Annotated in this window: 13 protein-coding genes and 1 pseudogene; 4 read left to right on the plus strand and 10 right to left on the minus strand. The window is 72.7% G+C overall.

Annotated elements, in window-relative coordinates; translation table 11 throughout:
* Positions 1-161: 161 nt before the first annotated feature.
* Positions 162-494, plus strand: a complete 333-nt coding sequence (locus ABTY56_RS35265) for a hypothetical protein (protein ID WP_350633532.1) — start codon at positions 162-164, stop codon at positions 492-494.
* A gap of 998 nt (positions 495-1,492) precedes the next feature.
* On the opposite strand, the gene ABTY56_RS35270 is transcribed toward ABTY56_RS35265, so the two are convergent.
* Positions 1,493-2,179 (minus strand): TetR/AcrR family transcriptional regulator, encoded by a 687-nt coding sequence (locus ABTY56_RS35270; protein WP_350633534.1) that lies wholly within the window; start codon positions 2,177-2,179, stop codon positions 1,493-1,495.
* A gap of 111 nt (positions 2,180-2,290) precedes the next feature.
* Between ABTY56_RS35270 and ABTY56_RS35275 the strand changes: the two genes are divergently transcribed.
* Positions 2,291-2,896 (plus strand): NADPH-dependent FMN reductase, encoded by a 606-nt coding sequence (locus tag ABTY56_RS35275; protein ID WP_350633536.1) that lies wholly within the window; start codon positions 2,291-2,293, stop codon positions 2,894-2,896.
* Between the two features lie 107 nt (positions 2,897-3,003).
* Complete coding sequence (locus tag ABTY56_RS35280) at positions 3,004-4,353, plus strand: DHA2 family efflux MFS transporter permease subunit (protein WP_350633538.1); 1,350 nt, start codon at positions 3,004-3,006, stop codon at positions 4,351-4,353.
* 284 nt (positions 4,354-4,637) lie between these two features.
* On the opposite strand, the gene ABTY56_RS35285 is transcribed toward ABTY56_RS35280, so the two are convergent.
* The 5 genes and pseudogenes from ABTY56_RS35285 to ABTY56_RS35305 all read right to left on the minus strand — a co-directional run bounded on the left by ABTY56_RS35285 (position 4,638) and on the right by ABTY56_RS35305 (position 8,063).
* Positions 4,638-5,063 carry a hypothetical protein gene (locus tag ABTY56_RS35285; RefSeq protein WP_350633540.1) on the minus strand — a complete coding sequence of 142 codons (426 nt, stop codon included), beginning with the start codon at positions 5,061-5,063 and terminating at the stop codon, positions 4,638-4,640.
* A gap of 229 nt (positions 5,064-5,292) precedes the next feature.
* On the minus strand, positions 5,293-5,709 hold the full coding sequence (locus ABTY56_RS35290; protein WP_350633542.1) for a peptidase inhibitor family I36 protein: 417 nt from the start codon (positions 5,707-5,709) through the stop codon (positions 5,293-5,295).
* A gap of 181 nt (positions 5,710-5,890) precedes the next feature.
* A pseudogene (locus ABTY56_RS35295) lies at positions 5,891-6,645 on the minus strand (helix-turn-helix domain-containing protein); the annotation flags it as partial.
* 242 nt (positions 6,646-6,887) lie between these two features.
* Positions 6,888-7,487, minus strand: a complete 600-nt coding sequence (locus ABTY56_RS35300; protein WP_350633544.1) for a hypothetical protein — start codon at positions 7,485-7,487, stop codon at positions 6,888-6,890.
* Positions 7,488-7,826: 339 nt separating this feature from the next.
* The gene (locus ABTY56_RS35305) at positions 7,827-8,063 is read right to left on the minus strand and encodes a hypothetical protein (RefSeq protein WP_350633546.1); all 237 of its coding nucleotides are present in this window, start codon (positions 8,061-8,063) and stop codon (positions 7,827-7,829) included.
* Between the two features lie 682 nt (positions 8,064-8,745).
* Between ABTY56_RS35305 and ABTY56_RS35310 the strand changes: the two genes are divergently transcribed.
* Positions 8,746-10,317, plus strand: coding sequence for a M48 family metalloprotease (locus tag ABTY56_RS35310; protein WP_350633548.1), 1,572 nt, complete (start codon positions 8,746-8,748; stop codon positions 10,315-10,317).
* A 234-nt stretch (positions 10,318-10,551) separates the two neighbouring features.
* Here the strand turns inward: ABTY56_RS35310 and ABTY56_RS35315 are convergent, their stop codons facing one another.
* From ABTY56_RS35315 to ABTY56_RS35330, 4 genes are all read right to left on the minus strand, one after another.
* Positions 10,552-10,866 carry a hypothetical protein gene (locus ABTY56_RS35315; RefSeq protein WP_350633550.1) on the minus strand — a complete coding sequence of 105 codons (315 nt, stop codon included), beginning with the start codon at positions 10,864-10,866 and terminating at the stop codon, positions 10,552-10,554.
* A 340-nt stretch (positions 10,867-11,206) separates the two neighbouring features.
* Positions 11,207-12,415 carry an RICIN domain-containing protein gene (locus ABTY56_RS35320; RefSeq protein WP_350633552.1) on the minus strand — a complete coding sequence of 403 codons (1,209 nt, stop codon included), beginning with the start codon at positions 12,413-12,415 and terminating at the stop codon, positions 11,207-11,209.
* A 954-nt stretch (positions 12,416-13,369) separates the two neighbouring features.
* Positions 13,370-13,552, minus strand: a complete 183-nt coding sequence (locus tag ABTY56_RS35325; protein WP_350633554.1) for a phosphotransferase-like protein — start codon at positions 13,550-13,552, stop codon at positions 13,370-13,372.
* A gap of 75 nt (positions 13,553-13,627) precedes the next feature.
* On the minus strand, positions 13,628-14,041 hold the full coding sequence (locus tag ABTY56_RS35330) for a peptidoglycan-binding domain-containing protein (RefSeq protein WP_350633556.1): 414 nt from the start codon (positions 14,039-14,041) through the stop codon (positions 13,628-13,630).
* Positions 14,042-14,237 lie beyond the last annotated feature (196 nt).

The following is a 14,237-nucleotide window of genomic DNA, read 5'->3' on the forward strand; positions in this document are numbered from 1 at the left end:
TGCCCAAGCCCTCGCCATCCGTGCGCAGAGGCTTCGCGGAAGAGTTCCTCAGCCATTGCCGGCACGCGCGTTGTCGAGTGGTCAGGTCGACCACCCTGGTTCGCCGGGCCTGTCGGGAACACGACCGGCTGAAGCGCCGGAAACGGCGGGCAGAGGAGTGGATGGCACAAGGCGGTCACCAACGACCTGCACCACCTGCCGCCCCCGGATGGGCCCGGGACCTCCGGTCGGATCCCGACCAACCGCCCGAGATCCGCATCGGCGCAGGCCTGGCCTGGCTGTGCCTGGTCACCGACCCCGCCCCCGACGAACTGCTCACCCTCCTCACCGACCCCGCCATCCGCCGATACGACGACCTGCTCCACCCGGTGCCGTGGCTCACCTGGATCGACGCCACCGGTTTCGGGCTGCGCAGCTGCATCGACGACATGCTCACCGCGAACAGCACCCGGACAGCGCCCGAGGATCCCTGGGCGGCCTCGCTGTCAGGTTGAAGTCCGCAGCGGCCGAAGGGCCGTGACGGTTCCCGGGCCTGTGCCCGGGAACCGGAAGGACGGTTGGTGTCGGCGCCGGCGACTTCCGTCAGTACCGCACGGAACCGTTCCCGGCGATCGCCGCGTCGACGACCCACGGCTTTCTCGTCATGACGCATCCATGGGGACCGGACCACGTGGTACTGGAGACCACGGACCCCGCGGCCGCGCTGGAGTGCATGGTTCTCCTGACGAGTGAGGCGCTCTCGAACGAACCCCCGGGAGACACAGAGGTGCCGACCTGACGCCCGGCCGAACAGCAGACCGGCTGGGCGGGCAGTGAGCCGGCCGGACTCCATGCCGCCCCAGGCCCGGAGCACGGATCCGCCCCCCACCGGTGACACCGGCAGACCCCCGGTGGGTACACATGGATATCCACCGCCCTCCCCGCCGCACCGACCTGGCCCCCGCGCAGCAGCCAGGGCGAGCAGCCCTGCGGGGAGACGACGCTGCACGCGCGGGCGGCGGGCGCGGGCGGCGCAGGGTGGTGCGGACGCCGGCGGCCACGACGTCGTGTCCGACACGGGTGACCCGGAACAACCACAGCCACAGCCACAAACGCGGGTCGGCGTCGGCCTCGGCGGGCAGTCCGGCGCCCGCCTGCCCGACCCGGTCGGCCCGGTCCGGGGTGGCGGCGATCGCGCCCATCGCGGCACGCTGACCCGTGGCGAGGACGCGGGCCCAGGCCGAGCCGGCCGAGGTCAGGAAGCGGGCGAAGGTCAGGAAGCGCGCGCAGCCGGTCACCGGCGGCGGCCTGCCGCTCGGCCCCACCCATGGGCTGCAGCGCGCGGGGGCAGGCGGCCGCGGCCGGACTCCCGGTGCGCCCACGACCCGAGCAGGTGCGCGGCGAGCGCACTGTCACCGGCCTGCCGGACACCGGCCGTGCCCCGGCGGAACAGGCGGGCGGGGCCGGCCGACGCGGCCACCGGCCGGCCCGCGGCCCGCAGGCGCCCGAACCGTCAGGCGGCCCGGTACGCCCGCAGGAAAGCCGCCACGCCGCCGGTGATCAGGCGCTCCGTCTCCTGCGCCGGCAGCGCCAGCACCCCGTAGTGCGTGAGCTGCACGATCGAGTGCGACGTCAGCGCCATGAAATGTGCTCCCGCCAGCGCCGCGTCCCCGTGGAGGTCGAGCAGTCCGGCAGCGGCCAGAGAGCTCATCGCATCGGCCAGGGCGCGGCCTACCGGCCCCGGGCCGGCCTCCTTCCAGGTCTGCAGCACCTCCTGCGGCACATGGTCGGCCTCGGCATGGATGTGGCGCACCAGCGCGAAGTGGTCCGGGTGCTCGGCCATCAGCGCCACGAAGGCGCGTGCCAGGGCGACCAGGTCGCGCTCCAGGTCCGCCGGCCGGGGCGGGCGCTCCGCGTCCAGCAGGCCGTTCATCGTGGCGATCTGGGCGTCCCGCACCTCGCCCGAGGTCCATGCCACCACCGTGCGGAACAACTCGGCCTTGCCGCCCGGGAAGTGGTTGTAGAGCGTCCGGGTGGAGACGCCGGCCGCCGCGGCCAGCGCGTCGACCGAGGCGCGGGCGTAGCCCTCGCGGCCGAAGACGGCGCAGGAGGCGCTCGCGATGGCGGTCTGCCTGGCCAGTCTGCGCGGCGGGACCTCGCGGCGGGACTGCTCCGGCCTGGCCTCGTTGCTGCTTTTCACTCCGGCCCCCTCTCAAATTTACAACGAGCGTTGCACTTTTTACAACGCTCGTTGTACTTTACCGGAGGAACGGCCGATCCACCGGCCGACCGTCCGAGGAGGGGACCTGCCATGTCCGAAACCACCACCGGCCGCCTGCGCGTTGCCGTGATCGTGAGCAGCGTCCGCGAGGGCCGGCTCGGCCCGGCGGTCGCGCAGTGGTTCCTCGGGGTCGCCGAAGGCCACGGCGGCGGCATGGACTTCGACGTCGTCGACCTCGCCGAGGTCGACCTGCCGCTCGCGATGCCCGCCTGGGGCGGCGAGCCCTCCGCTCGCGCGGCGGCCGCGCTGGGCGCGGTCAGCACGCGGCTCGCCGAGGCCGACGCCTTCGTGGTCGTCACCCCCGAGTACAACCACAGCTTCCCGGCCGCGCTGAAGAACCTGATCGACTGGCACCGCGAGGAGTGGCAGGCCAAGCCGGTCGGGTTCGTCTCCTACGGCGGGCTCGGCGGCGGCCTGCGCGCCGTCGAGCAGCTCCGGCTGGTCTTCGCCGAGCTGCACAGCGTCACCATGCGCGACTCGGTCAGCCTGCACGGCCCCTGGTCCGGCCTCGGCCCCGACGGCACACCGCTGGACACCGCCGTCTGCGAAGGCGCGGCCAAGGGCATGCTCGGCCAGCTCGACTGGTGGGCCCGGGCCCTGCGCAGCGCCCGGGCCGAGCACCCGTACGGCGCGTGAACGCCATGGCACAACAACCCGCGCCAGGACCGACCGCAGCCGAGGCACAACAACCCGCGCCAGAACGCACCGCGGCCGTGCCACAGCAGTCCGCGGCAGGACCGACCGTGGCCGTGCCACAGCAGTCCGCGGCAGGACGGACCGTGGCCGTGGTGGTCACCGGGTCCATGCTCTCGGTACTCGACATGACGATCGTCAACGTCGCGCTGCGGCGGCTCACCGAGGTCTTCCACGCCCCGATCGCCACCGTCCAGTGGGCCACCACCGCCTACACCCTGGCGCTGGCCGCCGTGATCCCCACGGCCGCCTGGGCGATGGCGCGCATCGGCGCCAAGCGCACGTACCTGATCGCCCTCGCCCTCTTCACGGTCGGCTCGCTGCTGGCCGCCTGCGCCTGGGACATCACCGGCCTGATCGCCTTCCGCGCCCTGCAGGGCCTGGGCGGCGGTCTGCTGATGCCGGTCGGCATGGCGATGGTGATGCGTGCCGCCGACCGTTCCGGGCTGGGACGGGCGATGGCTCTGATGGGACTGCCCGTACTGGTCGGGCCGGTGGCAGGGCCGGTGCTCGGCGGGTGGCTGCTCGACACCGTGTCCTGGCGCTGGATGTTCCTGGTCAACCTGCCGGTGGGGCTGCTGGCGCTGGCGCTGACGTGGCGGCTCCTGCCCCCGGACGCGGCAGGCGACAGGAAGCCCGCGGCACCGAAGCTGGACCTGCCGGGACTGCTGATGCTCTCCCCCGGGCTGGCACTGCTGCTCTTCGGACTCGCCGGCGACCGCACCATGTGGCTGCCCGCCGCGGGCGGCGCGCTCCTGATCGCCGCATGGACACGGCGCTCACTGACGATCCGCCATCCGCTGCTCGACCTGCGGCTGCTGCGCGAACGGACCTTCGCGGCGTCGACCGCCACGCTGGCGCTGTTCACCTGCGGCTACTTCGGCTCGATGCTGCTCGCACCCGTCTACTGGCAACAGGTGCGCGGCCAGAGCGCCATGACGGCCGGACTGCTCGGCGCGCCGGTCGCCCTGGCGGTCGGGGTGTCGATGCAGATCGCGTCACGGCGCATCGACACCGTGCCGCCGGGACGGCTGATCCCGCCCGGCGTCGCGCTCGGCGCGCTCGGCATGGCTCTGACAGCCCTGCAGGTCGGTGAACCCGGGGTGCCGGCCTGGCGGGTGGTCGCGGCGGCGATGATGATGGGGGCCGGCTCCGGGATGGTACTGATGCCGACCATGACCACCGCCGCACGGCACCTGCCCAAGGACCGCGTCGCCGCCGCCAGCACCATGCTGAGCATCAACTCCCAGCTCTGGGCCTCGATCGGAACAGCGCTGATCTCCGTCGTACTGAACACGGCGAGCACCGGCCCGGCCGGCTTCCGCACCGCCTACACGGTGGCGGCAGGCACACTCGCACTGGCACTGATACCGGCAGCACTGCTGACACGCCGCCGATAACCACCCACCCACCCCCACCACCACACCCACCCCGTCAACGGGCCCGGCACCGCCGTCATCCCCGGCCCGGCCCCGGCGGCACCGCCCGGACGGCCGCCGGGCCCGCGCTCGCGCTGCGGCCCCTACCAGACGGCGGGTACCGGCCCATCGCACAGGGCTGCGAGGCGCAGCACGGGCGGGCGCGGTGGCCTGCGACCCCCGATCCGGACCCACACGCCGCGCCCTGTCCCCCCGCTTCCCGACCCGGCCCCACCGCCGGCCCCGGACAACCGGCGGCCGGTCCGTCACCACCGCCGGCCGCGCCCGACCAGGGCCACCAGCACCACCACGGCGGGCAGTTTGATCAGCAGGGACACGGCCAGTGCCGCGTACGAAGCGCCACCGCCCTCCACCGTCATCACATCGAACCAGACACCGAGCAGCACCAGGGCCACGCTCACGGCCCCGGCCCACACGACCCACCGCGAACGCCACACCAGGAGAAACGCGGTGGCGATCAACGCAGCGCACTGGAGCAGGTCCGCCGTGCCGAACCACACCACGGACCCGGTCCCGGCGTCCGCTGGTCCCCACGCATTCGACCCGAGCAGCGCCGCCACGACCAGCGCACCGGCCAGCACCCTGCGCCGACGCGCCGGCTCCGGACCGTCCGCCTCCAGCCGGTCGAACAGGCCACGCAACGACCGGTCCCCACGTATCCGACTCCCCATGACCGCAACCATATCGTCACACCGCCGCAGCCCCCGGGCGCCTGAACGCACGGGTGACGCAGCGCATCCGGTGGCCGCCACCGGGCACAGCCGCCGAGGCCGACCGGGCACCGCCGGACGAAAGGCCGGCAGCGAGGCACAGCCGGGCAGCAATCAGGTCACCCGTGCGATTGCGCGGAGCGGCTTCTTCCCGTGGCCCCACCGGCCGCGGGGCCGGTGCGGCGGGATTCTACGAGAAGAACTGCAGGGAGGACGCCTTGTCGTTCCAGGAGCTGTCGAGGTTGCCGTATCCCCACGATCGGATCGCCAGCTGTCCACCCCCGTAGTTGGCGTGTTCGTAGAGCACCACCGGCAGGTCGGTGTTGTTGTAGTACGAGCTGGCTGCATCATTGAAGTTGTAGTCACCCAGGTAGGACACGTTCGAGCGGGTGACCAGGATCGGAGCGCTGCCGCCCCCGTTGTAGTTGACATCCCGGTAGAGGCACAGCCGGCCCGACGGACAGCTGCCGGCGCCCTGCCCGTTCGTGAGATAGGTGTCGGCGGCCAGGTCCTCCGCCTGCACCGTCGGGACGGCGTACGCCGGCACCGTCAGTACTCCGGCCGCCAGGGCCGCCACCCCGACGGCAAGTACGACTCGCGACTTCATGGGAACTCCTCAAAGTTCGTGGACTGCGTACGGATCGTTCCTTCGGACACTTCCACTTCGCCACCGAAACCATGAGCGGCTATCACCCGAACTGCGACTTACGGGCACCCGTGTGGGGCCTCCCGGGAACCCGGTCGGCCCAACTCCCGGCAGGGCGATGGTCCCGGAACTGCAGAGAGCCGTCCTGCACCGAGCCGGCCGGCACCCCGCCCGGGCGTCACGGCGGCGGACGGAGGGGGCGGCGGCCAGGACCAGGACGGCGCCGGCAGCGGCGCCGGTTGACGTCCCACAGGGTGTCGTCGCCGACCGAGTAGCAGCCGTGGAAGTAGGTGAACACCCTGGGTGAGGTGGTAGGTCGCCGGAAGCCGGTCGGGCCGGCCCTGTCCGGCCCCACCCGCTGCCGGCGGCGGGCCGGATCCCCAGGGACCCGAACTCGTCGAACGAACGTGCGGTCCGGGAGCCGGTCCACTACCTGCCCGATCCCGCTCCAGCTTGGCATCGATGCAGAGGTCGGTGGACTCCCTCCAGGTCCTGGTGCGCTGAAAGGTGACACCACGCCGGCCGAGCAGGCAGCGCAGGGCCCCGCGGCCGATACGGATCACCCGGCCGTGAACCCGGCGCAGGCAGGGCGACCAGCTTGCGGATCGACCAGCGGGTGAAGGGCAGGCCGAGCCGGGTCGGGCGAGTGGTGGCCGCCTGGACGACGAAGTCCTCGTCATCAGGACTGAGCAGGCGGAGACGGCCTCCCGCCCACCGAGAGTCCAGGCAGGCCATGCCGATCTCGTCGAACCGGTGGATCACGTCCCGCACCGTGTCCTCGCCCGCCTGCACCAGCCAGGCGATCACCGGGACCCGGTCGCCGCCGGCCGAGGCCAGCAGCATCATCGCCCACCGGTAGCGCACCGCGCTCGTGCTACCCCAACGCACGACCCGCTGAGCTGGCCGGCGGTGGCGACCTTGAGCACGCCCAGCGCACCGAGAACGTCGGAGCGCAGGACGTTGGTCGATCCGTTGGGGTTGGCGGCGCCGCGCCGGTACACAGTCCGGCCCGGCCGGGACGGCTCGGCCGATCCGACGGCGTCTCTCAGCGGGCGTTGACGGTGTGGCTCTCGTAACGGAGGTCAGAGCTTCGCGTGGAGCGCTCTGGCCTCCCGGCCCGGATCGTCCGGGACAAGGACTCAACGCGGCCACCGGCTCCCGGTTGGTCGGCGCGGGCAGCACCAGCAGGCCCGAATCCCGCACCGAGAGCGCCCGTTCGCACCCGGACACCCCCGGCCGGAGCCAGCCTGCCCGGTCAGCTCCAGCTTCGAGCCCTCCTTCCCACCGATCGAGCCCCGGCACGTCCAACACAGGCGCAGCGCGGCGTTCGACTCGCGGGCTGCCTCCAGGTGTTCCTGGGCCTCGCGTTCCAGCCGCTCCTGTTCCTGGTGGCAGGTCCAGCAGCGGCTGCCGGGGCGGCGGGTCCACTGCTCGTTGCCGTTGGGGCGGTACTCCCAGGTGCTCCCCTCCTCTGGGGCCCGCAGTCGGCGCAGGCCAGGGGCTGCATCAGGTCGCGGTGGGCCTGGCGGGCCTTCTTCTTCCCGGGCGGCCTGGCGCCGGTCGTAGGCGGCGCGGTCGTTCGGGTTGTCCAGTGCGTCGGGCAGGGAGTGCCGGCCGGGGCGGCCGAAGCGCCACCACACCGGCCCGAGCGGCCCGTGCTCGGCCGGCAACTCCAGCGTGGTCGTGACGATGGGCACCGCGTCGTCATACTCGCGCCGGGCGTTCCCGTTCTCCAGCACGGCATCCGGACACACCTTCCGCCGCCCACCCGGCAATACGAACTCCACCTCCGTCGACCAGTCCGTCACCGTCACCGTCCGCACCCCGCCCGCAGCCCCGCACGCCCTGCCGCCCAGGACGAACGCGGCGATCGTCTCGGTGGTGGTGGTGCCGCGCGCCGGGCACCGGGCACCTCAGCCGCACATGGCGTCCGGGCTACCCGCTCGACCTCGCACGCACCATGGCCTTGCTGCACCGCGGCGCCGGCGCCCCCTCCGGCTTGCGACCGGCTGCCGGCTGCGGGCCGGCGTCGAGGTCATGGCGGGGGCAGGGCGTCCGGCACACGGGACCCGGCCGGGTCAGTACCCCTCGCGCACCTCGAACACGCCGCTGTCCCAGTACACGGACGGCTCGTCGGCCTCGCTCGGCCAGTCGCTCTGAAGATGGCGCCGGCCGTGCCCGAGGGCGCCGGCCCGATGCGGACTCAGCCGCCCTGTCATCAGGTCGTCCGCCTCGGCGTCCGTGATCGGCAGCACCGTCCGGTACTGCGCGTCCCGCGAGGCGGCCCAGTCGACGTACTCGGTGAAGACGCTCACGAAGGCCTGCGAACAGAGACCGCAGCGCTGGACGGAGACAATGAAGTGCGAGTCGTCCCGAATCATCTTCTCGACCCGGACCCCGGCGTGACTCCGGTGATGCGCCCGCGCCACCGCGGCGTCCTCGGCACAGCACGCCCCGCACCCGAAACCCGCGGACTCCGTCACGCCGCCTCCCCCGTGGTCACACCCCGTCTCCGGGTGTGGGGCCACATGCTACCCGGCCCGCCGGACCCCGCGAGCGAATACAGCAGCGTCCCGCTACGGCCGGTCGATTGGCAGCGGGGGCACGGACACCGGCGTGGGCCGGCTACTCCGGTTCCCCGCCTGGGACCTCCATCCTGGTCTGCAGCGCCCTGACGGCGCGGGCGGTCGCGGACGGTGCCGTCCGGCAGCGAAAGGCCTGGTCGTGATGAGGATCTCGGAAGACGGCAGGACTACTCACGCTTCCCCACTCGCTCCGGTGTTCAACTGAGTGGGGAGTTTCGGTGAGCGCCGAGGTCCCGATCCCTGGCTCCTTCTCGACGCCGTGCCCCGCCCGGGCTGGGAGCCGGCGCGGATCGCAGTGGCCCGCCACGAAGTGGGGTAGGGGCTGCTGGTGAGGGCCCCTGAGCTGGGCGGTAGGCTCCGCGCGATCATCGTCGGCCTGCGCGGGCCGGCCGAGCTGTGCGGGGGTTCTCCGATGACGTTCCGATTGCGTGCCCTCCGGGCGGTGGTGCTGCTGGCTGGCTTCCACCTGATGGGTGCGGGCCTGCTGGCGGCGATGGCCGTACTCGACTGGCTGCTGGTGACGCGGCTGCTCACCGAGCGGGCGGCCTGGTTCGAGGGAGCCGTGCTGGCCGGCACCGTGTTCCTGGCGGTAGCGATCGTCCGGGGCATGGTCGCCTCGCTGCGCGCCGGACGACTCGGCCCGGTGCCGGAGGCAGTGGCGGTCAAGCCGCAGGAGCAGCCGGAGCTGTGGGAGGAGGTCCGTGCCGCCGCCCGGGCGACGGGGGAACGTCCGCCGGACGAGCTGTTCCTGGTCGGAGAGGTCAACGCGAGCGTCGCCGAACAGAGCCACCTGCTGGGGCTGTTGCCCGGACGGCGCCGGATGTCCCTGGGACTGCCGCTGTTGGCCGGGCTGACAGTCCCGCAATTGCGCGCCGTCCTCGCGCACGAGTTCGGCCACTTCGGCCACGGGGACACCCGGCTCGGCGGCCTCACGATGCGCGGCCGGGCGGCGGTCGTGCACACCGTCCGGGCGTTCGAGGCCGGTGGCACCTGGCTGCACCACCCGGTGGGCCGTCTCTACGCGGCGTACGCCCGGATGTTTCTACGAGCTTCGCAGTCGGTCGCCCGTCAGCAGGAGCTCGTGGCTGACCAGGTGGCCGCCCGGCACGCCGGCCGCGAGGCGATGGCCGCCGCGCTGCGCGCCACCGGGGTGCTCGAAGCCGCGCACCGCCACTACCTGGCGACGTACGCCGCCCTGGGTGAGCCGCTGGCGGCGCTGCCGCCGGTGGGCGAGGTGAGCGGCGGCTTCCGCCGGCTGCTCGCCGCCCGGACGGCGGAGCAACTCGCCGGGCTCGCCACTGGGGGCCGCCCACCGCGCCCGCACCCGTACGACTCCCACCCGCCGACCGCGGAGCGGATCGCCCTGATCGAGGCGCTGCCACCTGGCGGCGGCGAACGGCCGGACGGGCCGGACGGGCCGGACGGGCCGGACGGGCTGAGCTTGCTGCGCGAGCCGGACCAGCTGTTCGCGGTACTGGAGGCGCGCACCCTGCCACCGGAGGCCTCGGCAATGCGGCGGATGAGCTGGGACGGGCTGGTACTGGCCCGAGCGGTCGCCGATGCCGAAGGCTGGTCCCGTCCCCTGCGCCTCGCCGTGGCCAGGACGCTGCGCTCCTCGGAGCCGGACGGAGAACTGCCCGGGCTGGAGGAGATACTCGACGCCTTCGACCGTGGTCTGCTGTGGCCGGAGGTCGCCGACCGGATGCCCAAGCCTCCCCAGGCGGCGCGGCTGACCGGGCGGTCGGCCCGCAACTTCGTCCGGCCCAGGGTCTTCGACGCGCTCGCGGGCCTGGTCCACCTCCGTCTGGTCGCCTTCGGGCAGGCCACGGCGGACATCGCGTGGGCAGGACGGCCCGGGCTCGCGCTGCCCGAGGCGTGGGAGGAGGGCATGGACGACGCCCTCGACGCCGCCACCGCCGACACGCCCGACACCGCACCCCTGCGAGCCCTGCTCGCCTCACACGCCCCCGCGCCTTCCGTATGACGGTGTCGGTGTCGGTGACTGCAGCGGATACGACGGCCTCTTCCGAACGGCATCCGTCCGCAGGTCAGCGCGCCACAGGGTGGGGAATCGCATGAGCAGGTCCGAGGAACACCCGAGCGCGGGGTGGGGAAATCCAGGGAGTCTCATCAGTCGGGGCAGGCAGCACCAGTAGGCCCCACGCCTTGGCCTTCCGCCTGAGCCCCAGTGGCGAACCCTCTTCCCCCGACGGGACGGTCAGAAGGGCGGGTTGTCGGGGTCCCCGTCGCCGCAGGGCCAAGAAGAGCTGGTGACGTAGGGGCTGCGGTCGTCGTCGCCGGGCCGGGCAAGGCCGGTGGTGTCGTGGCCCCACGCCGTCAGGGCATCAAGGGCCTGCCGGCGGCGCCACCGTGTGTCGCAGACAAGCAGGAGGCGGCGGGCGTGGCCGGCCAGACCGTCACGGTGCCCGGTCAGGCCGGGGTGTTCGGCGAACGCCAGGGCCGCGCACAGCGCCTCCTCGGCAACCACGGTGTCGGGGTTGTCGAGGAACGGCGCGACGGCCTGGAACAGCACCAGCCTCAGGGCATGCGCTGGAAATGGCAGGCGCCGGCCGCGGGCCGGGGCGCAGGGGGTGCAACGCGGCCGCTGCAACGCGGCCGCTGCAACGCGGCCCGGCCGCCCTTCGGAAGAGGCAAATGCGCAGCTCAGGGGTGCGAAGCGGGCCCCGCGTCGCACCCAGGCATGGTAGTCGGCGGGCTGGCCCGATGTGTCCGCCGGCACTCATTCGGGTGACCCTGGCCGGGCTGCCCAGGCGGGTGGCGGCGGGCCGAGAGGCGTCGCCACTGGCGAGTTCGACTCGCGCCGACGGCCGACCGCCCGGGCCCGTCGGGGGCCGGGGCGGTGGGCTGACGGGTCAGTGGAAGTGCGGCAGGAAGCGCTCGCTCGGGGTGTGCGTGGAGCAGGGGTGCAGCATCAGGATGCCCGCGTTGTCCACGCACAGGTCGGTGTTCTTGTGCTGGATCTTCCAGGCGCCCGGCTCCTCGTACCACCAGGTCAGGTTGAAGATCTGGGAGTACGTCCCCTGGCAGTCCGACTCGCTCAGCGGCGACCCGTCGGAGGCCCTCGGGCCGCCTTCGACGTCGACGCACTTGCCGGTCGCGTTGTTCACGATGTTGAAGTCCCACTGGCCGCCGCCCGCGGCGTGCCGCATGGTCCACAGGCTCCCCTTTGCGTCGTAGGCGCCGGCGACCACGCGGGTGCCGTTGGCGTTGCTGCGCCTCTCGAAGCCGAGGAAGCTGCCGGGGTGGGCGTCGTCGACCAGGTCGACCACCGACCCGGCACCGACGATCTGCGTCCGGTAGTAGATCGGGTAGTGGTCGGAACTGCGGCCGGCGGTCCGCATGCCGCGGAAGTTGCCCATGCTGCGGGTGGAGATCATGTAGTCGAGTTCGCCGCCGCTCTGCTGGGTCGCCACACCGCTGTGGTAGACGAAGCTGTTCAGGCCGGCGGCCACGGTGAACATCCCCTGGTTCGGGTCGCGGTTGAAGTCGCCCATCGCCGTCCACGCGTGTCCGGCGGCGGTCGCCTGGTAGGCGATGCTGCCGAGCAGCTCCGGCGCCTCGTTGTTGGCGCCCGAGGCGGCGGCGTGGACGTTGTAGTAGATGTCGTCGTCGAAGCGCAGTCCGAGCGCGGGCCGGTTGCCGGCGCGGCCGGGCGGGGCGACGAAGATCTCGTGGGCCATCGTGTGGGTGACGGTGGCCAGGGTGACCCGGTGCCCGGTCGGGTCGGTGTCCAGCCAGTAGACGTAACGGGAGCCCCACCGGAAGAGGTAGACCGTGTAGCCGTTGTGGGAGGTCGTGCTCAGCAGCGACATGCCGTACTGGTGCGGGTTGGAGCCCGCCTCCTGGACGGCGACGATGTCGTTGTCGTTACTGATGGCCCGCACGTCGCTCCAGCGGGCGCCCTGGGAGTTGTACGACGCCGTGGAGTGGTGTTCCGGCGTGTCCGCGTGGGCGGTGGTGGCGGGCAGGACGAGCAGCGCGCCTAACAGCCCGGCCAGGGCCGGCAGGGCGGCGAAGGCTCGGGTGCGGGTACGCAGGCGGGACAGGGTGGCAAGGGGCAAGGGGGGACCTCGGATTCCGGCAGGGCCGACAAAGGGAATGCGCGCGGGAGAACGGGCGCCGGGGCCTGGCGGGGTGCCGCCGGCTCTCCGGCCCCCAGGGTTCGCGTGCCGTCCAGTACGGTATCGCCCGCCCATCAGGTATTACCAGGCGGTAACATAGGCGGAACTGGCGGACCCGACTACTTCTGCCGACCTCTGCGGAGGGGATCGCAGCCCGGCGTCATGCGCCCCCGAACGAGGCCGCTCCGGCCGCTTCCGACCAACGTCACGCCTCACAGCCCCCAGCACAGCAACGGCGGTGGCGGCGGTGACCACTGAGCGCCACGGGCGACAGCCGGTGCCGCCCGAGTCGAAGACCCCGTCCGGCAGGGCCCCGCCGCCCCGCACTGGCACCCGCTCGGCGGCCAGTGCCGGCGGTGGCGCGGGCGGACGGAGCTGTACGCGCCGGACCGAACGACGAAGGGGCGGTCCGAGCGCGGGCCGCCCCTTTCCATCGTTGTACTGCCTTCCCGCGCACGCGGACCGACATCCAGTTCCCCTGACCCACCGAGTCCCCACACACAGGACGCCCAGCGACACGGTGATGCGAGGCACTCTGCGGCCGGCCGGCCTCGGCAGCGCGCAGCACCTCCCCGGAAGTCGGCCGGGGCCGGCCGAGCAGTCGACCCCGACCATCAGCACCGGCAACTGGAGGCCGGCCTTCGGCTGACGGCGGATCAGGCAGACGCGGCCGTCGTGGACCAGAACCGCGCACACCCGCACCCGCGCCCGCCCGGTCACCACGCTGGTGGTCCTGGAGCACCTGCACGGGCCCTGGCACCCATGGTGTCACCGACGCTGGGATCCGGCCTCGCCGAGGGAAACCGCGTCGGTGATGGCCCGGGCAGGAGCCCGGACCATCACCGTGACGCACTGGCACCGCGCGGCCCCGGCGTCCGGAACCGCGGGCCACACTCACCTGCCCGTCCGGGGCGGCCCGGTCCCCGCCTCGGACACCTGCGAGGGGGCGGGCAGCGCATCTGCGAGCCTGTCAGTTCCCGGAGTCGGCCACGGATCAGGCGGGGCGGTCTGCGGACACCGGGCGATCCCGGACCTCCCCGAGCGGGAACGGTCGTTCAGGACGGTCCCTCGAGTCATCACCGCGCCACGACAGGGCCTGCGGCAGACGACCGAACCGGTTGTCCGGCGCCTTCGATGCTGACGCCGCTGACGTCAGCTGTGGGTCGGCAGCACGTAGTAGCAGTAGCTTGCGTACGCCCCGAAGCCGGTGTCCCAGTTGTAGTTCTGCCGGATCTCCTCGTCGATCTGCTGCCACAGCACCGTGCCGGTGTCCGGGCCGACCACACCGTCGGGATCCAGGTTGAAGTCGCGCTGCAGCTGCTGGAGCGCCCCCAGCGTGGCCGGGCCGAACTTGCCGTCCGGCAGGATGATGTCGGCGCTGGTCCGCCGGTTGACACTTGCGTGGTTGATGGCTGTCTGCACACAGTAGGCCGTCAGCCCGCTCGCGCCGTAGCGGACGTACGGCACTCCCGGCTTGGCACTGGCCGTACCGGCTGAGACCGCCAGTACTGCAGCGGAGATCGCGGCCACCGTACTGACCGACCGGGCACGCTTGCGTATGGACATGTGTTCCCCCATGGAATGGTTGCCGGCGGACAGCCCTCGCCGGTGAACTACCGAGGCGATCCCCCGTGACGGAAACGACCCTCCCCCGTACGGCAGCCCGCACCGTCCCGTCTCGTGACGTACCGTCTCGTCTCGCCTCGCGGGAACATGCTGCCCGGACAAGACGATCACGTCAAGACGTTACGTGACGTCTCGT

Source organism: Kitasatospora sp. NPDC097691, assembly GCF_040302665.1.
Classification (GTDB): domain Bacteria; phylum Actinomycetota; class Actinomycetes; order Streptomycetales; family Streptomycetaceae; genus Kitasatospora.